This is a genomic window from Pseudomonas brassicacearum (assembly GCF_003732265.1).
Lineage (GTDB): Bacteria > Pseudomonadota > Gammaproteobacteria > Pseudomonadales > Pseudomonadaceae > Aquipseudomonas > Aquipseudomonas brassicacearum_D.
This window is the reverse complement of record NZ_MOBK01000002.1, coordinates 500,583-523,695: the sequence shown is the minus strand read 5'-3', so window position 1 is coordinate 523,695 and position 23,113 is coordinate 500,583. Positions and strand designations below refer to the sequence as shown.

Sequence of the window (23,113 nt, the reverse complement as noted above, 5' to 3'; positions counted from 1 at the left end):
GCTCTGTCGGTCGCCAGGCATTGATCTGGCCAACGCTCAAGGATCTGTAACGTGATTGGACGCTTGCGCGGCACACTGGCTGAAAAACAGCCGCCGCACCTGATTCTGGATGTAAACGGTCTGGGGTATGAGCTGGAAGTGCCCATGACCACGCTGTATCGCTTGCCGTCGGTCGGTGAACCACTGACCTTGCACACCCACTTGGTCGTACGCGAAGACGCGCAGTTACTCTATGGTTTCTTCGGCAAGCGTGAGCGAGACTTTTTCCGCGAGCTGATCCGTCTCAATGGTGTAGGGCCGAAATTGGCGCTGGCATTGATGTCCAGTCTGGAAGTCGATGAGCTGGTCCGTTGCGTACAGTCCCAGGACACCTCGGCGCTGACCAAGGTGCCGGGCGTGGGCAAGAAGACGGCGGAACGTTTGCTGGTGGAACTCAAGGACCGCTTCAAGGCCTGGGAAACCGTACCGGCGATGTTCGCGCTGGTGCCAAACCAGCCGGGTGGGCCGGATGCGCCGGCGCCGGTCGCCACCGCCGAAAACGACGCGGTCAGCGCGCTGATTTCCCTGGGCTACAAGCCGCAGGAGGCCAGCAAGGCGATTTCCGCGATCAAGGAGAAAGGCTTGAGCAGTGAAGACCTGATTCGTCGTGCCCTGAAGGGAATGATTTAAGTGATTGAAGCTGATCGTCTGATTGCCGCCACCCCGGGTCCCCGTGACCGCGAGGAAGTCCAGGACCGGGCGATTCGTCCCGTCAGCCTGGCCGAATACATCGGCCAGCCGACCGTTCGCGAGCAAATGGAGTTGTTCATCCAGGCTGCCCGTGGGCGCAACGAGTCGCTGGATCACACGCTGATCTTCGGTCCGCCGGGTCTGGGTAAAACCACCCTGGCGAACATCATCGCCCAGGAAATGGGCGTGTCGATCAAGAGCACCTCGGGTCCGGTGCTGGAACGCCCGGGTGACCTGGCGGCGCTGTTGACCAACCTTGAACCCCACGACGTGCTGTTCATCGACGAAATCCATCGCCTGTCGCCGATTGTCGAAGAAGTGCTGTACCCGGCCATGGAGGATTTCCAGCTCGACATCATGATCGGCGAGGGACCGGCCGCGCGATCGATCAAGCTTGATTTGCCACCTTTCACCCTCGTCGGTGCAACGACCCGTGCCGGCATGTTGACCAACCCCTTGCGCGACCGCTTCGGCATCGTCCAGCGCCTTGAGTTCTACAGCACCGCAGACCTGGCAACGATTGTCAGCCGTTCGGCGAGCATCCTTGGTTTGCCGCTGGACCCGGAAGGCGCCTTCGAAATCGCCCGGCGTGCCCGCGGTACGCCGCGGATCGCCAACCGGTTGCTACGTCGGGTGCGCGATTTCGCCGAGGTACGCGCCAAGGGCCACATCACCAAGCCGATTGCCGACCTCGCGTTGAACCTGCTGGATGTCGACGAGCGCGGTTTCGATCATCAGGACCGGCGTCTGTTGTTGACCATGATCGAGAAGTTCGACGGTGGTCCTGTTGGGGTGGATAGCCTGGCCGCGGCCATCAGCGAGGAACGCCACACTATTGAAGACGTGCTGGAGCCGTACTTGATCCAGCAGGGCTACATCATGCGCACCCCGCGAGGGCGAGTGGTGACCCGGCATGCGTATTTGCACTTCGGTTTAAATATCCCGTCACGATTGGGCGAAATGCCCGTGGTAGACGAGTTCCTTGACGCCGTGGATGATTAATAATTTTTGCGCGCTGATATATTCGGCTTTTGTGCGGTCCGAGAACCGTGCTTTTGCGAAAAAGCCCGCAGATCAATGAAAAACAGTTGCCTGGCCGGATTGGCAACCTGAGGAGTAAGCACTAGAGTATGCGCGCGCAAAACGGGCTTGAGCCGTTCACACATCGTTGTCGCGTTTATTACGAGGACACCGATGCGGGCGGCATCGTGTATTACGTCAATTACCTCAAGTTTATGGAACGGGCTCGAACCGAGCGGCTCCGGGATCTGGGCTTTGCCCAGTCGGCGCTGGCAGGGGAGGACCTGTTGTTTGTCGTGCATTCCAGCGAAGCGCGTTATCACGCGCCGGCGCGACTGGACGACGAGCTTCTGGTAAGCGCTGAAGTAATCGAATTGAACCGTGTCAGCCTGCGTTTCAAGCAGCAGGTCAGGCGGGCAACGGATAATGCGCTGCTCTGTGAAGGGCAGTTTCTGGTGGCCTGTGTGCGCACTGAAAGTTTAAAACCCCGGGCCATTCCCGAAGCTCTACGTGCGGCCTTTGCCGACGTGAGCGGCGCGGGTACACACTCAAAGCAGGAGATAAAGCGTGGAAGCTAACGTCGTCGACCATTCCTCCATGTGGAGCCTGGTCAGCAATGCCAGTATCGTGGTGCAAGTGGTAATGCTGATCCTGGTAGCCGCATCGGTGACCTCATGGATCATGATTTTTCAGCGCAGCAATTTGATTCGTGCCGGTCGACGTGCCCTGGAGAGCTTTGAAGAGCGCTTCTGGTCCGGTATCGACCTGTCCAAACTCTACCGTCAGGCCGGCAGCAACCCTGATCCGGATTCGGGCGTCGAGCAGATTTTCCGTGCCGGTTTCAAGGAATTCTCCCGTCTGCGCCAGCAGCCAGGCGTTGACCCGGAAGCAGTCATGGAAGGTGTGGCCCGTGCCATGCGCGTTGCCATTTCCCGCGAAGAAGAGAAGCTCGAGCAGAGTCTGCCATTCCTCGCCACCGTCGGTTCCGTAAGCCCGTACATCGGTCTGTTCGGTACGGTCTGGGGCATCATGAACTCCTTCCGTGGCCTGGCCACTGCCCAGCAAGCGACCCTGGCCACTGTGGCTCCCGGCATCGCCGAAGCACTGATCGCCACCGCGATCGGTCTGTTCGCCGCCATCCCGGCCGTTATCGCTTACAACCGCTTCTCTGCTCGCAGCGAAACCCTGCTGAGCCGTTACTACACCTTCGCCGATGAATTCCAGGCGATCCTGCACCGCAAAGTGCACACCAGCGAAGAATAAGCAGGTAATTTCCAATGGCTTTAATCGCTCGAGCTCGCAAAAAGCGCAAGCCGGTTGCCGAGATGAACGTAGTGCCTTACATCGACGTGATGCTGGTGCTGCTGGTCATCTTCATGGTGACCGCGCCGATGCTCAATCAGGGCGTGAAAGTTGATCTGCCCAAGGTTTCCAGCGAAGCCTTGCCGCAGGACAACAACACCCAGGTCCTGACCATTTCGATCAAGGCTGACAAGACCTACTACTGGAACCTTGGCAGCGAAGTCGACACCGAAAAGCAGCAGGACAAGGCCATGACCTTGCCGCAGATGACTGACGCGGTGACCAAGATCATTCGTGCCGGCACTGAGGGCGGCAAGCGTACTCAGGTGTTCATCCGCGGCGACAAGACCGTCGATTATGGTTCGGTCATGGGTGCCATGGGCGGTTTGCAGAAAGCCGGCGTCGGTAACGTTGGCTTGATTACCGAGGCGCCCTGATGCAGCAACAACGAGAGCCAACAGCCTCGGAAAGCTACTTCTGGCCTAGTGTCTGGGCGATTGGCTTGCACGTGCTGGTGTTCGGCATGCTGTTTGTCAGTTTTGCCATGACGCCTGAGTTGCCGCCGGCCAAGCCGATTGTCCAGGCGACCCTGTACCAGCTGAAATCGAAAAGTCGGGCGACCACCCAGACCAATCAGAAGATTGCGGGTGAAGCGCAGAAAACTGCTGCGCGTCAGACCGAAGTCGAACAGTTGGAACAGAAAAAGGTCGAGCAGGAAGCGGTGAAGGCTGCGGAACAAAAGAAAGAAGAAGCGGCTCAAAAGGCCGAGGAAGCCAAGAAGGCCGACGAGTCGAAGAAAGCGGACGAGGCGAAAAAGGCTGATGAAGCCAAGAAAGCCGATGAAGCGAAGAAGACCGCCGAAGCCAAAAAGGCTGAAGAGAAACAATTGGCTGATATAGCCAAGAAGAAATCTGAAGAAGAAGCCAAGAAAGCCGCTGAAGAAGAGGCCAAGAAAGCGGCCGCTGAAGAAGCGAAGAAGAAGATCGTCGAAGACGCGAAGAAGAAAGCCGCCGAAGACGCCAAGAAGAAAGCTGAAGCTGAAGAGGCGAAGAAGAAAGTCGCCGAAGACGCGAAGAAGAAAGCTGCTGCCGATGCTGCGAAGAAGAAATCGCAGGATGCAGCAAAAAAATCGACCGAAGACAAAAAGGCCCAGGCCTTGGCAGATTTGCTTTCCGACACGCCGCAGCGCCAGCAGGCCTTGGCGGATGAGCAGGGCGACGAAGTCGCTGGCAGTTTCGATGATTTGATTCGTCTTCGTGCGGCGGAAGGCTGGGCTCGTCCACCTTCGGCACGCAAAGGTATGACAGTGGTGCTGCAAATCGGCATGTTGCCGGACGGTACGGTGACTTCGGCCAGCGTGGCCAAGTCCAGTGGTGACGGTCCGTTTGATGCGTCTGCTGTAGCGGCGGTCAAGAATATTGGACGTTTGACAGAAATGCAGGGAATGAAGCCGAGCGATTTTGCTCCGTATCGTTCATTCAAGATGACATTCACGCCTGAGGATTTAGCCCCGTGAGAAACCTTCTACGAGGAATGCTTGTCGCTATCTGCTGCCTGGCAGGGATGGCGATGGCGGATGAGAAAAACATTCTGGTCACCAGCGGCAGTGATCGGGCCACCCCGATCGCGGTCGTTCCGTTCGCGTTCCAGGGCGGTGCGGTGCTGCCGGACGACATGTCCGAAATCATCGGTAACGACCTGCGCAACTCGGGTTACTACTCGCCGATTCCAAAGCAGAACATGATCAGCCTGCCGAGCCAGGCCAGCGAAATCATTTTCCGTGACTGGAAGGCAGTTGGCGCCCAGTACATCATGGTCGGCAGCATCGTTCCTGCCGGCGGTCGCCTGCAGGTTCAGTACGCTCTGTTCAACGTCGCCACCGAGCAGCAAGTGCTGACCGGCAGCGTGTCGGGCAGCACTGATCAACTGCGCGACATGGCGCACTTCATCTCCGACCAGTCGTTTGAAAAGCTCACCGGTATCAAAGGTGCTTTCTCGACGCGTCTGTTGTACGTGACAGCCGAGCGTTTCTCCGAGAAGAACACGCGCTACACGCTGCAACGTTCGGACTATGACGGTGCCCGTGCCGTGACCCTGCTGCAATCACGCGAGCCGATCCTGTCGCCGCGTTTTGCACCGGATGGCAAGCGCATCGCGTATGTGTCGTTCGAGCAGAAGCGCCCGCGCATCTTCATGCAGAACATCGACACCGGTCGCCGCGAGCAGATCACCAACTTCGAAGGCCTGAATGGTGCGCCAGCCTGGTCACCGGATGGCAATCGCCTGGCATTCGTCCTGTCCAAGGACGGCAACCCGGACATCTACGTGATGAACCTGGGTTCGCGTCAGATCTCTCGTGTCACCAACGGTCCCGGCATCAACACCGAACCGTTCTGGGGTAAGGATGGTTCCACCATCTACTTCACCTCCGACCGTGGCGGCAAGCCGCAGATCTACAAAACCAGCGTCAGTGGTGGCGGTGCGGAACGTGTGACCTTCGTTGGTAACTACAACGCCAACCCTAAATTGTCGGCTGATGAGAAGACCCTGGTGATGATTCACCGCCAGGACGGCTTCACCAATTTCAAGGTGGCAGCCCAGGATTTGCAGCGAGGTAGTGTAAAGATCCTCACTGATAGCACTCTGGACGAGTCGCCTACTGTCGCGCCCAACGGCACCATGGTAATCTACGCCACCCGCCAGCAGGGCCGGGGAGTCTTGATGCTCGTGTCCATTAATGGACGCGTAAGGCTCCCGCTTCCTACCGCTCAAGGCGAAGTTCGAGAACCTTCCTGGTCCCCTTACCTGAACTGACGCGGCGCTACACGTTTTACTTAACACACTGGGGTTCATTAGGAGTTTCACGATGGAAATGCTGAAGTTTGGTAAATTTGCTGCGCTGGCTCTGGCCATGGCTGTAGCTGTAGGTTGCTCGTCCAAAGGCGGCGACAACGCCGGTGAAGGCGCTGTTGATCCAAACGCTGGTTACGGCGCAAACACTGGTGCCGTTGACGGTTCCCTGAGCGAAGAAGCTGCTCTGCGCGCAATCACCACCTTCTACTTCGAATACGACAGCTCGGACCTGAAGCCAGAAGCCATGCGCGCTCTGGACGTTCACGCCAAAGACCTGAAAGCAAACGGCGCTCGCGTTGTTCTGGAAGGCAACACCGACGAACGTGGTACTCGTGAGTACAACATGGCACTGGGCGAGCGTCGTGCGAAAGCCGTTCAACGCTACCTGGTACTGCAAGGTGTTTCCCCAGCTCAGCTGGAACTGGTTTCCTACGGCGAAGAGCGTCCAGTTGCTACCGGCAACGACGAGCAGTCCTGGGCTCAAAACCGTCGCGTCGAACTGCGTAAGTAATTCGTCATGCGAACGTGCCGTCGTGCTGTAACTGTCTTGGCTCTCAGTCTCGCACCGCTTGCGGTGTGGGCTGCGGTTCCTGTGGTCGATAACAACTCCGGTTCTAACAGCGGGAGTAGTTATCCGCCTGCGGGTTACGGTACGAACGGCGCCTATGCCGGGGGAGGGGTTTCGACCCCTGTCTCGGCACAGGGCCAGCTGTTCAACCAACTGCAACAAATGCAGGAGCAGATCTCGCGCCAACAGGGTGTGATCGAAGAACTGCAAAATGATGTAGCGCGCATGAAGCAAGAGAACCTGGAGCGATATCAGGATCTTGATCGGCGCATAGGAACCGGCGTTGCACCTGCCGCGACTCCTGAAAATTCTTCCACTGGTGGCGATTTGAATGCCCCTAGTGCAGCAGCTGCTGGCGCAAGTGCAGGAGCGGCCGCCGCTCAAGCACCTGCCGCGGGTAGCGAACCGGCGGATCCGGCGAAGGAAAAGCTGTATTACGACGCAGCCTTCGACCTGATCAAAGCCAAGGATTTCGACAAGGCCAGCCAGGCTTTTGCCGCTTTCCTGCGCAAATACCCGAACAGCCAATACGCGGGCAATGCCCAGTACTGGTTGGGCGAAGTGAATTTGGCCAAAGGCGATCTGCAAGGTGCAGGTCAGGCGTTTGCCAAGGTTTCACAACTGTACCCAAAGCACGCCAAAGTGCCTGATTCGTTGTACAAGCTGGCTGATGTAGAGCGCCGCCTCGGTCACACCGACAAGGTCAAAGGCATTCTGCAGCAGGTTGTGTCGCAGTATCCGGGCACTTCCGCCGCTCAGCTGGCCCAGCGTGATCTGCAAAAAATGTAAGGGCTGCTTGACCCGTTTCGAAGAAACCCGCGCTTGTCGCGGGTTTTTTCGTTAGAATTCACGCCCTTTTTATGAAACACGCTTTTTGGAATCTGCGCGGTGGCGGGGTTCCTTGAAGTGCCTGACGGAGGCGGACAGCCTGTTTAGCTGTTATGCCCGTGGCGACTATGCAAGACACATTGAGAATTACCGAAGTTTTTTACTCGTTGCAGGGTGAAACGCGAACTGCCGGGCTGCCCACAGTATTTGTGCGCCTGACCGGTTGCCCTTTGCGTTGCCAATACTGCGACAGCGCCTACGCGTTCACTGGAGGCACCATTCGCCCGCTCGACGACATCCTCGAGCAAGTGGCCGGTTTCCGCCCGCGATATGTGTGTGTTACCGGTGGCGAGCCACTGGCACAACCTAACGCCATCCCATTGCTCAAGCAGTTGTGCGACGCCGGTTACGAAGTGTCACTGGAAACCAGTGGTGCGATCGACATCTCGGCGGTAGATTCCCGGGTCAGTCGCGTTGTCGACCTGAAAACCCCGGGTTCGAAGGAAGCACACCGCAACCGCTACGAAAATATCGAGCTGCTCACGCCTAACGATCAGGTGAAGTTTGTCATCTGCTCGCGGGAAGACTACGACTGGGCAGTGTCCAAGCTGATTCAGTACGGTCTTGACCGGCGCGCCGGCGAAGTTTTGTTCTCGCCAAGCCACCACGACCTGAATGCTCGGGACCTGGCGGATTGGGTGGTGGCGGACAACCTGCCAGTGCGTCTGCAATTGCAGCTGCATAAATATCTTTGGAATGATGAGCCGGGGCGCTGATATGACGGAACAACTGAACACTGCTGAAAAACGAGCGGTCATCCTGCTGTCCGGCGGTCTGGACTCGGCTACTGTCGTGGCCATGGCTCGCGCCGAAGGTTACAGCTGCTACACCATGAGCTTCGATTACGGTCAGCGCTCCCAGGCAGAGTTGCACGCCGCTGCACGCGTTGCCCGTGACCTGGGTGTGGTCGAGCACAAGGTGATCGGCCTCAACCTGAACGGTATGGGCGGCTCGGCGCTGACCGACAGCAGCATCGACATTCCGGAGGAGCTGGGGGAGGGCATCCCGGTGACTTACGTGCCGGCGCGCAACACGGTATTCCTGTCGCTGGCGTTGGGCTGGGCTGAAGTGCTCGGTGCGCGTGACATCTTCATTGGCGTGAATGCGGTGGATTACTCCGGTTACCCGGACTGCCGTCCCGAGTTCATCGAGTCTTTCGAGCGCATGGCCAATCTGGCGACCAAGGCCGGCGTAGAGGGCAATGGTTTCCGCATCCAGGCACCCCTGCAGAACCTGAGCAAGGCGCAGATCGTCGAGGCGGGCGTGAAGCTGGGCGTCGATTACGGGCTGACGGTTTCCTGCTATCAGGCTGACGATAACGGCCGTGCATGCGGCAAATGCGACAGCTGCCGACTGCGTGCAGAAGGCTTTGCAGCGGCCGGAATCAGCGACCCAACACCTTATTTTTGATTTATTTCAAATTAGGTGTTGAATAGTCCTTAAAAATCAGTATTATACGCGCCACCACACAGCGGGTCGTTAGCTCAGTTGGTAGAGCAGTTGGCTTTTAACCAATTGGTCGTAGGTTCGAATCCCACACGACCCACCATTTTTGTAGCAGTTTTAAAAGTCTGGAAGGCCCACGCAAGTGAGGATTTCCGGATTTTTTTTTGTCCGTGATAAAGCAACGTCTAACCCTGACACAGGTTTACACCCGTTTCACCGTAACGCCCGATGCATTGCATCGGGCGTTTTTATTTTTAGGGCGGGCGCTCGAGCGCCTTCTCGGTCCTATATTTCTTTTGCCACTCCTTTGAACAACCCCTTCAGCTGTTCATTGCCCGCGTCCACGAGATGGTTGTCATCGAAATACAGAGGAACGCCGTCCTTTGATCCCATGCAGTTTCCGTCAGGACAAAGGTATGGAGTGGGATCGACCACCGTCACATTGCAACGCTTCGCCACTGCTTCAATTGCAGCGATAGCGTTCCTGTTGCGCTTCTCGTATTCATCAAGCGGGATGGAAATGTCTGATGCCTGCTGGAATATCCGCCGATGCAGATTCAGGCCTTTGTAGACGCTGAAGGGCATTTCCGGAATCGGCTTCACGATATAAACCGGGTGATTTTTCGCGATCGAGCAGACGACGTCGGAGTATTGCGCCGTATAGGCTTCGACAAATGATGAATCATCCAGGCGCTTCTGCTCGGGGAAAAAAATATGGTAACTGTTGTTTCTGCTTGGGTCTGAGTACAGCGCCGCCCTGCTGAAAAGAACCACGGGGATGCCCTGGTACGACTTTTTCAACACTTCCAGTTTTTCGTGATTGAACGCTTGGCATTGGCTTTCCAGCGCTTTGTCACGCATTTCGAAGTTTTGCAGGGTTGGGCAACCGCCGCGAGCCCAGGACAATGCGGCCTGCTTGTTCTCCATCTGTACAGCCGCAGCCGTGGATTGAGCATGACTGTCGCCAAATAGAATGACCGACACTTCTCCTGTCCCGAGTTTGCAGTCCGCGGCGGCATAGTTGTTGGGGTAGCACTCCTGCGGGTACAGCTTGCTGGTGTACTCGGGCTGCCCCAAGTCGACAAACGCAAATCGCACGGCTGGGTGGTCCTTCACAACCGAGGACGTTATAGCTGACATGGCAATAATCCCCACTGCGTATGACGCGAATTTTAGGATCGTTCCTGGAGCAGATGTAATGTGCTTCACCTTCGACTCAATCAGGTAGAACGACAGTGAGCCCAACACGAACGAAAGAACGATTGCACCGACAATGTGCGGCATGCTCGTGAGCAAACCACAGCTATAGAGAAACACCACCAGTGGCCAATGCCACAGGTAAACGGAGTAAGAGATTTTTCCGGTGAATTGCAGAGCCTTGTTGCTGCTGAACACTGACTGAGTGTTCCCGTAGATCACCAGCACTGTGCCTAAGACAGGTAACGCAGCCCGATATCCAGGCCAGAGATCCTGCTCGGAAAAGCAAAACACACTGGCCAGAATTGCGAGTAGCCCGAGTCCCTCGCAGATCGTGCTGTTGCGCTTGCCGAGTTGAAGGGGCATCAGAAACACCAAGCCCCCCGCGATCAGCTCCCAGGCACGGGTAGGCAGCATGTAGAACGCAAAGACTGGGTTGGCCTTCGTCACAAGGACGGAGGCGCCGAAGGACATCAAGGCCAGCACCGCCAGTGCATGGGTGGTCTTGCGGTCGCCAAGGCATTTGTACAGCGCCATGAGCAGCATGGGGTAGAGCATGTAGAACTGCCACTCAACTGACAGCGACCAGGTATGCAGCAGCCAATTTTCGTGTAGCGGGGAATCAAAATAGCTTCCGCCTTTGGCAAACGTGAAATTTGAGCTGAAGAGCAGGCTGCTTTTAATCGTCCTGATTGCGTCCCGATAGTCATCCAGGGGCAGGAACACGAAGCCGAACACCAATAGCGCAACGCACAGGGCCAGCAGTGCCGGAACAATTCTGCGTGCTCTTGATGCGTAGAATCCGAGGAGGGAGAAGCTTTGTTTTTGGAGGCCGGTAAAGATGATACCAGTCATCAGGAAGCCGGATATAACGAAAAAGACGTCAACCCCCGCAAAACCCCCACCGAACCCCTCGATCTTGAAGTGGAAAAGCACTACCGATATGACGGCGACTGCTCGTAATGCATTGATATTTTTATGGAATTGCATTTTCTACCCACTGTCACGTCCCTTTGATAGGTGGCATTGTAGTGGCCGTGTTTACTGATTTGTACATTCCCACTACAAATCTATTGCCTATGAGCATCGGTGTAGAGCAGTGGGGGGCAATACTGCTCAGAATCATCTTTTGCATCCACGGGATATTCTGTAGCCTTGCGCATCTTCAACGCTGTCCGTGCCTGATGATACTCACTCTCCCGGCGGTACCCTGAAGGGTCCGGAGCCGGGTGTATACTCGACTTTCGCGCGAAAGCGCCTGCAGGTCTTGCGAACATGACGCAGATTTCCGAACGCCTTCTGGTTCAAGCTCACCTCGACGCCAAGCAGCCCAAGCCGCTGACCGCCGAAGAAGAGGCTTATTACCGTGCCGCCATCGCCGCCGAGCTCAAGGCTCAGGACGCGGTGCTGGTTGCCCACTTCTATTGTGATCCGGTGATTCAGGCTTTGGCCGAAGAAACCGGTGGTTGCGTCTCAGACTCGCTGGAGATGGCTCGTTTCGGCAGAGATCACTCGGCCACGACCGTTGTGGTCGCCGGTGTGAAGTTCATGGGCGAAACCGCGAAAATCCTCACCCCTGAAAAACGCGTGCTGATGCCAACCCTCGAAGCGACGTGCTCGCTGGACCTGGGTTGCCCGGTGGACGAGTTTTCGGCGTTTTGCGATCAGCACCCCGAACGCACGGTGGTGGTGTATGCCAACACCTCGGCGGCGGTCAAGGCGCGGGCGGACTGGGTGGTGACATCCAGCTGCGCGCTGGAAATCGTCGAAAGCCTGATGGATAACGGCGAGACCATCATCTGGGGCCCGGACAAACACCTGGGCACTTACATTCAGCGCCAGACCGGTGCGGACATGCTGCTGTGGGACGGTGCCTGCATCGTTCACGAAGAGTTCAAGTCCAAGCAGCTCGAAGACATGAAAGCGTTGTACCCGGACGCCGCCATTCTGGTGCACCCGGAATCGCCGACGTCGGTGATCGAGCTGGCGGATGCCGTCGGTTCCACCAGTCAGTTGATCGCAGCGGCCCAGCGCCTGCCGAACAAGACCCTGATCGTCGCCACCGATCGCGGCATCTTCTACAAGATGCAGCAGTTGTGCCCGGACAAGGTCTTCATCGAGGCGCCAACGGCCGGTAACGGCGCAGCCTGCCGCAGTTGCGCGCACTGCCCGTGGATGGCGATGAACACCCTTGAGCGCACGCTGAAGAGCTTGAAAGAGGGGGCGAACGAGATCTTCGTGGACCCGGCGCTGATTCCCCAGGCGATTCGGCCGTTGAAGCGCATGCTGGACTTTACTCAAGCTGCACGGATGAAGCTGGCCGGCAACGCCTGAGGTCTTTCAGCCCGTCACAAAAAACTGTGGGAGCAAGCTTGCTCCCACAGTGGTTTCTGTATGGCTGAATTACTGGGTCTTCTTCGGGATGCGCACAAGCTGAGTGTTGGAGTACATGTCATGCCAGCTGCGTTTCTGCTTATCAAATAATGGCCAGATAAACCCCAGGCCCACGCACAACCAAGAAGCAATCGACACCACAAACCGCAGCAACGCCTGCCACAGGCTGATGGACGAGCCATCGGCATTCTGCACACGAATGCACCACACCTGCATGCCGAGGGTCTGGCCCGACCAGGTCCAGAACTTGGCGAAGAAGCCGAACAGCACAAACAGCAGCACCGTCGAGAGCAATGGATCACCGTCCAGTGCGCCTGCTTCAGTCAGGGTGCGCATTTTCTCTTCGCCGAGGAGCGCCATCTGGATCATCTTGTAAATGCCGCTGGTGACGATCAGCAGGGCGGTACACAACAGGAAGTCATAGAACATCGCTGCCAGGCGACGACCCAGCGTGGCGGCGGGAAAGTCGCCCTGGGGGTTGAGCAGGTGTTTCGACATGGCAGCCTCTGGGCGGAAAAAAAGCCATTTTACGGATTTACGCGCACAAAAAAGCCCCTGATGTCAGCATCAGGGGCTTTTTCGTAACAGAAGATTAGGCTTCTGCTTGTACTTCGTCAGCCTGCATGCCTTTTTGGCCTTGCACCGCAACGAAAGTCACTTTCTGGCCTTCTTTCAGGCTCTTGAAGCCGTTGCCCTGGATGGCGCGGAAATGCACGAACAGATCCGGACCGCTTTCAGGAGTGATAAAACCAAAACCTTTCTCGTCGTTAAACCACTTGACGGTACCGCTCTGACGTTGGGACATTTCTTATTTCCTTTGACGCAAAAATTAATGACAGTCTCCTTCTCGTGAAAGAGTACTGGGGCTGGTTGCAGGAGAGTAAGAAGACGTCGAACGGGATGTAGCTAACTTGTAGGCTACTGCCCAGGTCACGATTCCAAGCGACCCATGCAAACACAGTGAACAAACTCTACGCCAACTACGGGAGAAAAAACAAGCCCCGTCAGAGGCCCGGTTTTGCTCAGGTTGAGCGTACTAGTCGATCCACTAGTGCCGTCTTATTCTTTGCCGCTGTTCAGTTGTTTTCGATCGTTATAAGCAACGTTCATAAACGAAGACTGGCTATAAAGATATGCACTATTTTATGGCGGTTGCGTTACACATTAGTGCACTGTTAACGCAACCGCGTTACTTATAGAAACAGTCAATCAGCCGCGATAGTAGCGTTGTGCAACAAATGGCATTTTGCTTACAAGCAAAGGCACCTTTTTCCCACGGACAATCGCCCATACGGGTGTATCGATAGCGATATAAGCGCTGTCGAGGTAACCCATGGCCAAAGGCGCGCCCAGGGTCGGACCGAAGCCGCCACTGCAAACGGCGCCGATGATGTCGCCGGCTTCGTTGACGATTTCTGCGCCTTCACGCACGGGCGTGCGTTCCTGAGGCAGCAAACCGACGCGCTTGCGGCTGACGCCACCTTGTTGTTGTGCGAATACGGTTTCAGCGCCAGGGAAACCGCCGGCCCGCGCGCCATCGGCACGACGAGGCTTGGAGATGGCCCACAGCAGGCTTGCTTCGATCGGGGTGGTCTCGGTGTTCATGTCGTGGCCATAGAGGCACAGGCCGGCTTCCAGGCGCAGCGAATCGCGAGCGCCAAGGCCGATGGCCTCTACTTCGGGTTCAGCCAGCAGGGCGCGAGCCAGGGCTTCGGCGTTGGCGGCCGGTACCGAGATTTCGAAACCGTCTTCACCGGTGTAGCCCGAACGGCTGACAAAGCAGTCCACGCCCAGCAGTTTCACGCGGGCAAACTGCATGAAGGTCATCTTCGACACTTCCGGCGCCAGGCGGGCGAGCACGGTGACGGCGGCCGGGCCTTGCAGCGCCAGCAACGCGCGTTCTTCGAAAAGCGGCTCGATGGTGCACTGCTCGCCGATGTGCTTGCGCAGGTGCGCCAGGTCTTGATCCTTGCAGGCGGCGTTGACCACCAGGAACAGTTCGTCGTTACCGAGGTTGGCAACCATCAGGTCGTCGAGGATGCCACCGGTTTCGTTGGTGAACATTGCGTAGCGCTGCATGCCCACCGGCAGGTCGATGATGTCTACCGGCACCAGTGTTTCCAGGGCCTTGGCGGCGTTGGCGCCGGTCAGGCGGATCTGGCCCATGTGCGACACATCGAACAGCCCGGCCTGATCACGGGTGTGCTGGTGTTCTTTCATCACGCCGAGCGGGTATTGGACCGGCATGTCATAGCCGGCGAACGGCACCATGCGTGCGCCGAGTTCGATGTGCAGTGCGTGCAGCGGGGTTTTCAGCAATTGTTCGGTGGACATATTCAGCTCCTGAAAAAGTGTGCAATGCGCGTGAGCATCAGCACTCGATAATGTTGACCGCCAAACCGCCGCGGGCGGTTTCCTTGTATTTGCTTTTCATGTCGGCGCCGGTCTGGCGCATGGTGCGGATGACCTTGTCGAGGGAGACGAAGTGCTGACCGTCGCCGCGCAGGGCCATGCGGACCGCATTGATCGCCTTCACCGAACCCATGGCGTTGCGCTCGATGCAAGGCACTTGCACCAGCCCGCCAATCGGGTCGCAGGTCAGGCCGAGGTTGTGTTCCATGCCGATTTCAGCGGCGTTTTCCACTTGCTGCACGGTCCCGCCAAGGACCTCGCACAACGCGCCGGCCGCCATGGAGCAGGCCACGCCGACTTCGCCCTGACAGCCGACTTCGGCGCCGGAGATCGAGGCGTTTTCCTTGTAGAGAATGCCGATGGCTGCTGCCGTCAGCAGGAAGCGCACGACGCCGTCTTCGGTCGCACCGGGAATGAAGCGCATGTAGTAATGCAAAACCGCCGGAACGATCCCGGCTGCACCGTTTGTGGGTGCAGTCACGACGCGTCCGCCATTGGCGTTTTCTTCGTTGACCGCCAGGGCGTACAGGTTGACCCAGTCCAGCACCGACAGCGGGTCGCGCAACGACGATTCCGGGTTCTTGCACAATTGCCGATGCAATGCCGCCGCGCGACGTTTGACCTTCAATCCGCCGGGCAGAATGCCTTCGTTGCGGCAACCGGCATCGACGCAGTCCTGCATCACTTGCCAGATTTTCAGCAGGCCGGCGCGGGTTTCCGCTTCCGGGCGCCAAGCGCTTTCGTTGGTCAGCATCACCTGGCTGATGGACAGGCCATAGGTGGTGCAATGACTGAGCAAGTCCTTGGCACTTTTGAACGGGAAGGTCAGCGGCGTGGCGTCTTCGACGATGCGGTCGGCACCGGCGGCGTCTTCATCGACCACAAAACCACCGCCGACCGAGTAGTACTCGCGGCTGCGGATCTGCAGGCCGGCGGCGTCGAATGCGCGAAAGATCATGCCGTTGGGGTGATAGGGCAACGGCTTGCGGATCATTGCCAGGTGTTCTTTCTCGTTGAACGCAATGCTGTGTTCACCGAGCAGGTTCAAGCGACCGTTGCCGCGAATCTCTTGCAGGCGGGCGGCGACGGTTTCGGTATTCACGGTGTCCGGGTGTTCACCTTCCAGGCCGAGCAACACAGCCTTGTCGCTGCCGTGCCCCTTGCCGGTGGCGCCGAGCGAGCCGTAGAGCTCGACTTTGACGCAGGTGGTGGCGGCCAGCAGCCCTTCGCGGCGCAACCCTTCGGCGAAACGCGCGGCTGCGCGCATCGGGCCGACGGTGTGGGAGCTGGAGGGGCCGATGCCAATCTTGAACAGGTCGAACACGCTTAACGACATGGTTGTTCTCCGGTTTCTTGTTATAGGAATTCACGGAATCTGGGTGTTGCACGGACCCCTGTGGGAGCGGGCTTGCTCGCGAATGCGGTGAGTCAGGCAACATTGAGGGTGACTGATCCACCGCATTCGCGAGCAAGCCCGCTCCCACAAGGGGATATACGGTGTTCTTGACGGTGGGGGCAGGCGAACCCGCCCCACACTGGTTTAAGCGTAGCTTTCGATCGACGGGCAGGCGCACACCAGGTTGCGATCACCAAACACGTTGTCGACGCGACCGACCGGTGGCCAGTATTTGCCTTCGATCAACGATGCAACCGGATACACCGCTTGCTCACGGCTGTACGGATGCGTCCACTCGCCAACGATCTCTGCCGCGGTGTGCGGAGCGTTCTTCAGCGGGTTGTCTTCCTTGTCCAGCGTGCCGTTTTCCACCGCGCGGATTTCCTCGCGGATGCGGATCATCGCGTCGCAGAAACGGTCCAGTTCTTCCTTGGATTCGCTTTCGGTCGGCTCGATCATCAACGTGCCGGCGACCGGGAACGACATGGTCGGGGCGTGGAAGCCGAAGTCGATCAGGCGCTTGGCGACGTCATCAACGCTGATGCCGCTGCTGTCTTTCAACGGACGCAGGTCGAGGATGCATTCGTGCGCGACCAGGCCGTTGCTACCGGTGTACAGAACCGGGTAGTGCTCTTCGAGACGACGGGAGATGTAGTTGGCATTGAGGATCGCCAGCTGCGAAGCGCGTTTCAGGCCGGCGCCGCCCATCATCCGAATGTACATCCAGGTGATCGGCAGAATGCTCGCGCTGCCGAACGGTGCTGCGCAGACCGCGCCTTCCTTGCGTTCCATCTGGGCGTGGCCCGGCAGGAACGGGGTCAGGTGCGATTTCACGCCGATCGGGCCGACGCCCGGGCCGCCACCGCCGTGTGGAATGCAGAAGGTTTTGTGCAGGTTCAGGTGCGACACGTCGCCGCCGAACTTGCCCGGTGCGCAGAGGCCGACCATCGCGTTCATGTTGGCGCCGTCGATGTACACCTGGCCGCCGTTGTCATGAATGATGCCGCAGATTTCGCGGATGCCTTCTTCGAACACGCCGTGAGTCGACGGGTAGGTGATCATCAGCGCTGCGAGGTGTTCGCGGTGCTCGATGGCCTTGGCGCGCAGGTCTTCGATGTCGACGTTGCCGCGTGCGTCGCAAGCGGTCACAACCACACGCATGCCAGCCATGTTGGCGGTGGCCGGGTTGGTGCCGTGGGCGGACGACGGGATCAGGCAGATGTCGCGACGGTCTTCGCCACGGCTCTGGTGATAGGCGCGGATGGCCAGCAGGCCAGCGTATTCACCTTGCGAACCGGCGTTCGGTTGCAGCGAGATCGAGTCGTAACCGGTCGCGGCGCACAGCATCGCTTCCAGTTCGTCGGTCAGTTGCTGGTAGCCGGCGCTTTGCTCGGCCGGGGCGAACGGGTGCAGGGCACCGAATTCAGCCCAGGTCACCGGGATCATTTCGCTGGCAGCGTTGAGTTTCATGGTGCACGAACCCAGCGGGATCATGGTGCGGTCCAGCGCCAGGTCCTTGTCGGCCAGCTTGCGCAGGTAGCGCATCAGCTCGGTTTCCGAGTGATAGCGGTTGAACACCGGGTGGCTGAGGATCGGCGATTGACGCACCAGCGAATCCGGGATGGTGCTCTGTACCGAGGCAGCCAGCGCAGCGAAGTCCGGCAGGGTCTTGCCGTCGGCGAACAGCGCCCACAGGGTTTCGATGTCAGCCTGAGTGGTGGTTTCGTCCACCGAGAGGCCCAGACGCTGAGCATCGATGACGCGCAGGTTGATCTGCCGGGCGTGAGCCTTGTCGTGCAGCGCGGCGGTTTGCACGCCGGTGGCCAGGGTCAGGGTGTCGAAGAAGCTGGCTTGTTCGACGGTCAGGCCCAGTGCGTTCAAGCCTTTGGCCAGAATGGCGGTCAGGTGATGCACGCGGTTGGCGATCTGGGTCAGGCCTTTCGGACCGTGGTACACGGCGTACATGCTGGCGATGTTGGCCAACAGCACTTGGGCGGTGCAGATGTTGCTCGTGGCTTTCTCGCGACGGATGTGTTGCTCGCGGGTTTGCATGGCCAGGCGCAGGGCCGGCTTGCCGAAACGGTCCACCGAGACACCGACCAGACGGCCCGGCATGTCGCGCTTGAACGCGTCTTTGGTAGAGAAGTACGCCGCGTGCGGGCCACCGAAGCCCAGCGGAACGCCGAAACGCTGGGCGCTGCCGATGGCCACGTCGGCACCGAATTCGCCCGGCGGGGTCAGCACGGTCAGGGCCAACAGGTCAGCGGCCACAGCCACCAGTGCGTTGGCGGCGTGGAAACGCTCGGTCAGTTCGCGGTAATCGAATACGTCACCGTTGCTGGCCGGATATTGCAGCAGCGCGCCGAAGAACGGCGTCACGTCAGTCAGTTCGAGCTCGTCACCGACCACTACGTCGATACCCAACGGCTCGGCACGGGTGCGCAGTACGTCGAGTGTTTGCGGGTGGCAATGCACGGAAGCGAAGAAGGCGTGGCTGCCCTTGTTCTTGCTCAGGCGTTTGCAGAAGGTCATGGCTTCGGCAGCGGCGGTGGCTTCGTCGAGCAGGGACGCGTTGGCAATCGGCAGGCCGGTCAGGTCGCTGATCAGGGTCTGGAAGTTCAGCAGCGCTTCGAGACGGCCCTGGGAAATTTCTGGCTGGTACGGGGTGTAGGCGGTGTACCAGGCCGGGTTTTCCAGCAGGTTGCGCAGGATCGGTGACGGCGTGTGGGTGCCGTAGTAGCCCTGGCCAATGTAGGTCTTGAACAGTTGGTTCTTGCCAGCGATGGCTTTGATCGAGGCGAGGGCTTCAGCTTCGCTCAAACCGTCTTCCAGACCCAGCACGCTGGTGCCTTTGATGCTGTCCGGGATAACGCTGGCGCTCAGGGCTTCCAGCGAGTCGAAGCCGAGGCTGTTGAGCATGGCTTGCTCGTCGCCGGCACGCGGGCCGATGTGACGGGCGATGAATTCGTTGGCGGTGGTCAGATTGATAGTCATGTCGGTTGCTCCTCAGGCGTCGGCTTGGGCTTTGATCAGGCGGTCGTAGGCGTCCTGGTCCAGCAGTTTGGCGACGGCAGAGGCGTCGCTTGGCTGGAAGCGGAAGAACCAGCCTTCGCCCAGCGGATCTTCGTTGACCAGTTCAGGGCTGCTGTCGAGTGCCGGGTTGACTTCCAGCACTTCGCCGTCGAGTGGCATGTACACGCCGCTGGCGGCTTTTACCGATTCCACGGTGGCGGCTTCAGCGCCTTTGTCGTAGGACTGCAGCTCAGGCAGTTGTACGAAAACCACGTCGCCCAAGGCGTTCTGTGCGAAAGCGGTGATGCCGACAGTAACGCTGCCGTCAGCTTCGGTGCGCAGCCATTCGTGATCTTCAGTAAAACGCAAATCGCTCATGAGAACTCCTAAGGGGGCCAGACTCGTCTGGTGGACGCTATTGAATGCTTGGGCAAAAGAGCCCTGTTATGACGGACTACATAGCAAGAACACGGCCAATGTTGGTTTTATCTTTATTTATCAGTAGCTTGGTGTGTTTTTCGGGGCGGCGGAATTCGCCAGCTGTAGCGAAATCGATACGGACAAAGTCGGGGAAGAAAGCCGAGGTGGATCAAAGCCTTGCACAGCCGTGATCGGGGAGGGGTGTAGCGATATCGTTCCGCTGTAGCGCTTTCAGTACAGATGGAGGTCGTTTTTGAGTGGGGTCTTCAGCACACCACACCCTATGTGGGAGCGGGCTTGCTCGCGAAAGCGGTGGGTCAGTCACCCTCATTGCTGCCTGACACTACGCCTTCGCGAGCAAGCCCGCTCCCACATTGGTTTTGTGGTGTTTGTGGGTTGTGGTTCAACCCTAAGCTCAGGGCTTGTTGGGAATGCCGTACTTGCGCAGCCGATGGGCAATCGCCGTGTGGGACGTTTGCAGGCGGGTGGCCAGTTGGCGGGTGGAGGGGTAGCTGACGTAGAGTTTTTCCAGCAGGGTTTTCTCGAACGCTTCCATCGCCTGCTCCAGGCTGTCGACATCGCTGTCGCTCTGGCGTGCCACCGAGGTGCCGGCGATGTCGAGGTCGCCGATGTCGACCAGCGTGCTTTCGCAAATCGCCGCGGCGCGGAAAATCACGTTCTGCAATTGCCGCACGTTGCCCGGCCAGCGATTGCCCAGCAATGCCGGGTAGGTACCCGGCGCCAGGCGACAAACCGGGCGCTGGATTTGCGCGCAGGCTTGCTGCATGAAATAGCGGGCGAGCAACAGGATGTCTTGGCCACGTTCGCGCAGCGGCGGGACTTCAACGTTGAGGACGTTGAGGCGGTAAAACAGGTCTTCGCGGAAGCTGCCTTCGCTGACCATTTTTTCCAGGTCGCGGTGGGTCGCGCTGAGGATCCGCACATTGACCTTGACCTCACGATCACCGCCGACCCGGCGGAAGCTGCCGTCATTGAGAAAACGCAGCAGTTTCGCCTGCAAGTACGGCGACATCTCACCGATTTCATCGAGAAACACCGTGCCCTGGTTGGCCAGTTCCATCAGCCCCGGTTTGCCGCCCCGTTGCGCGCCGGTAAAGGCACCGGGGGCATAGCCGAACAGTTCACTTTCGGCGAGGTTCTCCGGCAATGCCGCGCAGTTCAACGCCAGAAATGGCGAACTGTGCCGGGCGCTGATGGCGTGGCAAGCCCGGGCGACCAACTCCTTGCCGGTGCCGGTTTCACCCTGAATCAGCAATGGCGCATCAAGAGCCGCGACCCGTTGGGCGCGCGCCTTGAGGGTGCGGATCACCGGCGACTCGCCGAGCAGTGCATCGAACCCCTCGGCGTGGTCATGGTGCAGCGCCGAAAGGCGTTCGCCGATGCGGTTGGGTTGATACAGGGTCAGCAGGGCACCCGCGTCGGTGATTGGCGTCGCGTCCAGCAGCAAGGTCTGGCCGTTGACCGTGATTTCCCGCAGCGGCAAGCGAAAGCCCTGTTCAAGAAGGGTGTCGAGCAGCGCCGGGTCGGCAAACAGATCAGCGATGCTTTCACCCGCCGGTTCGCGCCCGTACAACGCAATCAATGCCGGGTTGGCCAGCAGCACTTTGCCGGCACTGTCCAGGGCCAGTACCGGGTCGGTCATGGCGGCGAGCAAGGCGTCGAGTTGCAGGTGTCGGCGCTGGCCGGGAAGGATGTCGACCACCGTCACCGCTTGCACGCCACGCACGCTGAACAGCGCATCGCGCAGCTCTTCGAGGACTTCGGGGCTCAAGGTCGGGGCATCGATGTAAACGTTGGGCGGGACCATTTCCACCGCATCCAGATTGAGATTGCGCCCACCGAGCAGGGCCAGGACTTCCTGGGTAATGCCGACGCGGTCGATGAAGCTGACGTGGATACGCATGGGGCGGTTTTTGGTTCTGGAGTGCGGAGGGGCGCAAGTATGCCTTGGCGGGCGGGGAAGGTGAAATCCGGCTCAGGATTTCAGGGCCTACACCTATCCCTTGTAGGAGTGAGACCGGCTTGCCGGCGATAGCGGTGCATCAGTCGACATCCATGGTGAATATCAGTCCGCTATCGCGAGCAGGCTCACTCCTACAGGGGGGGCGTGGGTTATTCGAATTTCTCGAGGTCTACCGGGTCGCCGGATTTCATGTCGAGCTGCACGCGAATGTCTTCAAACATCAGATCGTAATGCTTGTGAACCGAACCAATCTGGCTGTGTGTCTTTGGAATGCCGTACTGCTCGGCAATTTTCGTCACGTTGCTGGCAAAGTTATAGGCCTCGACCTTGGGCAGGAAGAAGGTCTCTTTCATGTCCTTGCCCTGAATGCTGCCATGCATGGTGAATTGAATGCCTTTTTCCCCTTTGGGATTCTTGCTGACTTCATAGTCCAGGTGAATGTTGTAGCTGACATCATCGTCGGTCAGCGCGTGACGCTCGATGTGCAAGTGACCCGGTTCAAACTGTGCCATAGACGTCTCTCCCTACAAGTAAGTAATGCCAGGTTTCGCCGTGCTGATGCGCGTACCTGCCTTGCCCTGGACGATCGCTTCAATGTCCGAGAGTGAACCGATTACCGCGGTTTTTCCAGTGTGGCGGGCGAACTCGCAGGCGGCCTGAACCTTCGGTCCCATGGAGCCTGCGGCGAAGCCGAGTTTTTCCATTTCGTCCGGGTGAGCCTGGCCGATGGCTTTCTGGGTTGGCTTGCCGTAATCGATGAACGCGGCACTGACGTCGGTAGCGATCACCAGGATATCGGCTTCCAGTTGTTCGGCCAGCAGCGCCGAGCACAGGTCTTTATCGATCACCGCTTCAACGCCTTCCAGCTTGCCGGGGGCGGTGTACATGGTCGGGATGCCGCCACCGCCGGCGCAGATCACGATGCTGCCTTTTTCCAGCAGCCATTTGATCGGACGGATTTCGAAAATGCGTTTCGGTTTCGGGCTGGCCACCACACGACGATATTTGTCGCCGTCCGGGGCAATTGCCCAGCCTTTTTCGGCTGCGAGTTTTTCTGCTTCGGCCTTGGCGTACACCGGGCCGATCGGTTTGGTGGGGTTCTGGAACGCCGGGTCGTTTGCGTCGACTTCGACCTGGGTGAGCAGAGTGGCGAAGGGCACTTCGAAGTCCAGCAGGTTGCCCAGTTCCTGTTCGATGATGTAGCCGATCATGCCTTCGGTTTCGGCACCGAGCACGTCCAGCGGATAAGGCGACACCGAGGTGTAGGCCGCGGCTTGCAGCGACAACAGGCCGACCTGCGGGCCATTGCCGTGGGCGATCACCAGTTGGTTGCCGGCATGGATCTTGGCGATTTGTTCGGTGGCGATCCGGATGTTGGCGCGCTGGTTGTCCGCGGTCATGGGTTCACCACGGCGGAGCAGGGCGTTACCGCCCAGAGCTACGACGATACGCATAATGGCAATCCTTCCAATCAAAGAGGTTGCGAGCAACT

At 58.6% G+C, this 23,113-nt stretch carries 22 protein-coding genes and 1 tRNA gene; 13 read left to right on the top strand and 10 right to left on the bottom strand.

The annotated features are described in order from the left end of the window. Positions 1-51: 51 nt before the first annotated feature. The 12 genes from ruvA to BK660_RS08570 all read left to right on the top strand — a co-directional run bounded on the left by ruvA (position 52) and on the right by BK660_RS08570 (position 8,909). Positions 52-669 (top strand): Holliday junction branch migration protein RuvA, encoded by a 618-nt coding sequence (gene ruvA / locus BK660_RS08625; protein WP_059182263.1) that lies wholly within the window; start codon positions 52-54, stop codon positions 667-669. Beyond that, positions 670-1,731: a Holliday junction branch migration DNA helicase RuvB gene (ruvB, locus tag BK660_RS08620; RefSeq protein WP_027922938.1), complete on the top strand. Its 1,062-nt coding sequence runs from the start codon at positions 670-672 to the stop codon at positions 1,729-1,731. It abuts the gene before it with no gap. A 128-nt stretch (positions 1,732-1,859) separates the two neighbouring features. Beyond that, positions 1,860-2,327 (top strand): tol-pal system-associated acyl-CoA thioesterase, encoded by a 468-nt coding sequence (ybgC, locus tag BK660_RS08615; protein ID WP_123432950.1) that lies wholly within the window; start codon positions 1,860-1,862, stop codon positions 2,325-2,327. Continuing rightward, positions 2,317-3,012 (top strand): protein TolQ, encoded by a 696-nt coding sequence (tolQ, locus tag BK660_RS08610; protein WP_123432949.1) that lies wholly within the window; start codon positions 2,317-2,319, stop codon positions 3,010-3,012. The genes ybgC and tolQ overlap by 11 nt, the downstream gene beginning before the upstream one ends. 23 nt (positions 3,013-3,035) lie before the next feature. Continuing rightward, positions 3,036-3,488, top strand: a complete 453-nt coding sequence (gene tolR, locus BK660_RS08605; protein WP_161807482.1) for a protein TolR — start codon at positions 3,036-3,038, stop codon at positions 3,486-3,488. Further along, positions 3,488-4,567, top strand: a complete 1,080-nt coding sequence (gene tolA, locus BK660_RS08600) for a cell envelope integrity protein TolA (RefSeq protein ID WP_123432948.1) — start codon at positions 3,488-3,490, stop codon at positions 4,565-4,567. The genes tolR and tolA overlap by 1 nt, the downstream gene beginning before the upstream one ends. A gap of 17 nt (positions 4,568-4,584) precedes the next feature. Continuing rightward, a complete protein-coding gene (gene tolB / locus BK660_RS08595) occupies positions 4,585-5,865 on the top strand; it encodes a Tol-Pal system beta propeller repeat protein TolB (RefSeq protein WP_404942937.1) in 1,281 nt (426 codons plus the stop codon). 52 nt (positions 5,866-5,917) lie between these two features. After that, a complete protein-coding gene (gene pal / locus BK660_RS08590; protein WP_003178634.1) occupies positions 5,918-6,415 on the top strand; it encodes a peptidoglycan-associated lipoprotein Pal in 498 nt (165 codons plus the stop codon). A 6-nt stretch (positions 6,416-6,421) separates the two neighbouring features. Further along, on the top strand, positions 6,422-7,261 hold the full coding sequence (gene ybgF, locus BK660_RS08585) for a tol-pal system protein YbgF (RefSeq protein WP_123432946.1): 840 nt from the start codon (positions 6,422-6,424) through the stop codon (positions 7,259-7,261). A 167-nt stretch (positions 7,262-7,428) separates the two neighbouring features. Further along, entirely contained in the window at positions 7,429-8,076 is a 648-nt protein-coding gene (gene queE / locus BK660_RS08580; RefSeq protein ID WP_123433026.1) for a 7-carboxy-7-deazaguanine synthase QueE, read from the top strand. A gap of 1 nt (position 8,077) precedes the next feature. Continuing rightward, positions 8,078-8,770: a 7-cyano-7-deazaguanine synthase QueC gene (gene queC / locus BK660_RS08575; RefSeq protein WP_123432945.1), complete on the top strand. Its 693-nt coding sequence runs from the start codon at positions 8,078-8,080 to the stop codon at positions 8,768-8,770. A 63-nt stretch (positions 8,771-8,833) separates the two neighbouring features. Further along, positions 8,834-8,909, top strand: a tRNA-Lys gene (locus BK660_RS08570). 182 nt (positions 8,910-9,091) lie between these two features. On the opposite strand, the gene BK660_RS08565 is transcribed toward BK660_RS08570, so the two are convergent. Next, the gene (locus BK660_RS08565; RefSeq protein ID WP_123432944.1) at positions 9,092-10,993 is read right to left on the bottom strand and encodes an acyltransferase family protein; all 1,902 of its coding nucleotides are present in this window, start codon (positions 10,991-10,993) and stop codon (positions 9,092-9,094) included. A 285-nt stretch (positions 10,994-11,278) separates the two neighbouring features. Between BK660_RS08565 and nadA the strand changes: the two genes are divergently transcribed. Then, positions 11,279-12,337, top strand: coding sequence for a quinolinate synthase NadA (gene nadA, locus BK660_RS08560; protein WP_123432943.1), 1,059 nt, complete (start codon positions 11,279-11,281; stop codon positions 12,335-12,337). A gap of 69 nt (positions 12,338-12,406) precedes the next feature. On the opposite strand, the gene BK660_RS08555 is transcribed toward nadA, so the two are convergent. The 9 genes from BK660_RS08555 to arcC form a co-directional block, all read right to left on the bottom strand. Continuing rightward, a complete protein-coding gene (locus tag BK660_RS08555; RefSeq protein ID WP_123432942.1) occupies positions 12,407-12,895 on the bottom strand; it encodes an RDD family protein in 489 nt (162 codons plus the stop codon). A gap of 94 nt (positions 12,896-12,989) precedes the next feature. Further along, positions 12,990-13,202 (bottom strand): cold-shock protein, encoded by a 213-nt coding sequence (locus BK660_RS08550; RefSeq protein WP_003175786.1) that lies wholly within the window; start codon positions 13,200-13,202, stop codon positions 12,990-12,992. A gap of 404 nt (positions 13,203-13,606) precedes the next feature. Continuing rightward, a complete protein-coding gene (gcvT, locus tag BK660_RS08545; RefSeq protein WP_123432941.1) occupies positions 13,607-14,731 on the bottom strand; it encodes a glycine cleavage system aminomethyltransferase GcvT in 1,125 nt (374 codons plus the stop codon). Positions 14,732-14,768: 37 nt separating this feature from the next. After that, complete coding sequence (locus tag BK660_RS08540; RefSeq protein WP_123432940.1) at positions 14,769-16,145, bottom strand: L-serine ammonia-lyase; 1,377 nt, start codon at positions 16,143-16,145, stop codon at positions 14,769-14,771. 204 nt (positions 16,146-16,349) lie between these two features. Beyond that, positions 16,350-19,199 carry an aminomethyl-transferring glycine dehydrogenase gene (gene gcvP / locus BK660_RS08535; protein ID WP_123432939.1) on the bottom strand — a complete coding sequence of 950 codons (2,850 nt, stop codon included), beginning with the start codon at positions 19,197-19,199 and terminating at the stop codon, positions 16,350-16,352. Between the two features lie 12 nt (positions 19,200-19,211). Further along, positions 19,212-19,595 carry a glycine cleavage system protein GcvH gene (gene gcvH / locus BK660_RS08530; RefSeq protein ID WP_123432938.1) on the bottom strand — a complete coding sequence of 128 codons (384 nt, stop codon included), beginning with the start codon at positions 19,593-19,595 and terminating at the stop codon, positions 19,212-19,214. 457 nt (positions 19,596-20,052) lie between these two features. After that, a complete protein-coding gene (locus BK660_RS08525) occupies positions 20,053-21,561 on the bottom strand; it encodes a sigma-54-dependent transcriptional regulator (RefSeq protein WP_123432937.1) in 1,509 nt (502 codons plus the stop codon). Between the two features lie 209 nt (positions 21,562-21,770). Further along, positions 21,771-22,133: a DUF5064 family protein gene (locus tag BK660_RS08520; protein WP_123432936.1), complete on the bottom strand. Its 363-nt coding sequence runs from the start codon at positions 22,131-22,133 to the stop codon at positions 21,771-21,773. A gap of 12 nt (positions 22,134-22,145) precedes the next feature. Continuing rightward, entirely contained in the window at positions 22,146-23,075 is a 930-nt protein-coding gene (arcC, locus tag BK660_RS08515; RefSeq protein ID WP_123432935.1) for a carbamate kinase, read from the bottom strand. Positions 23,076-23,113 lie beyond the last annotated feature (38 nt).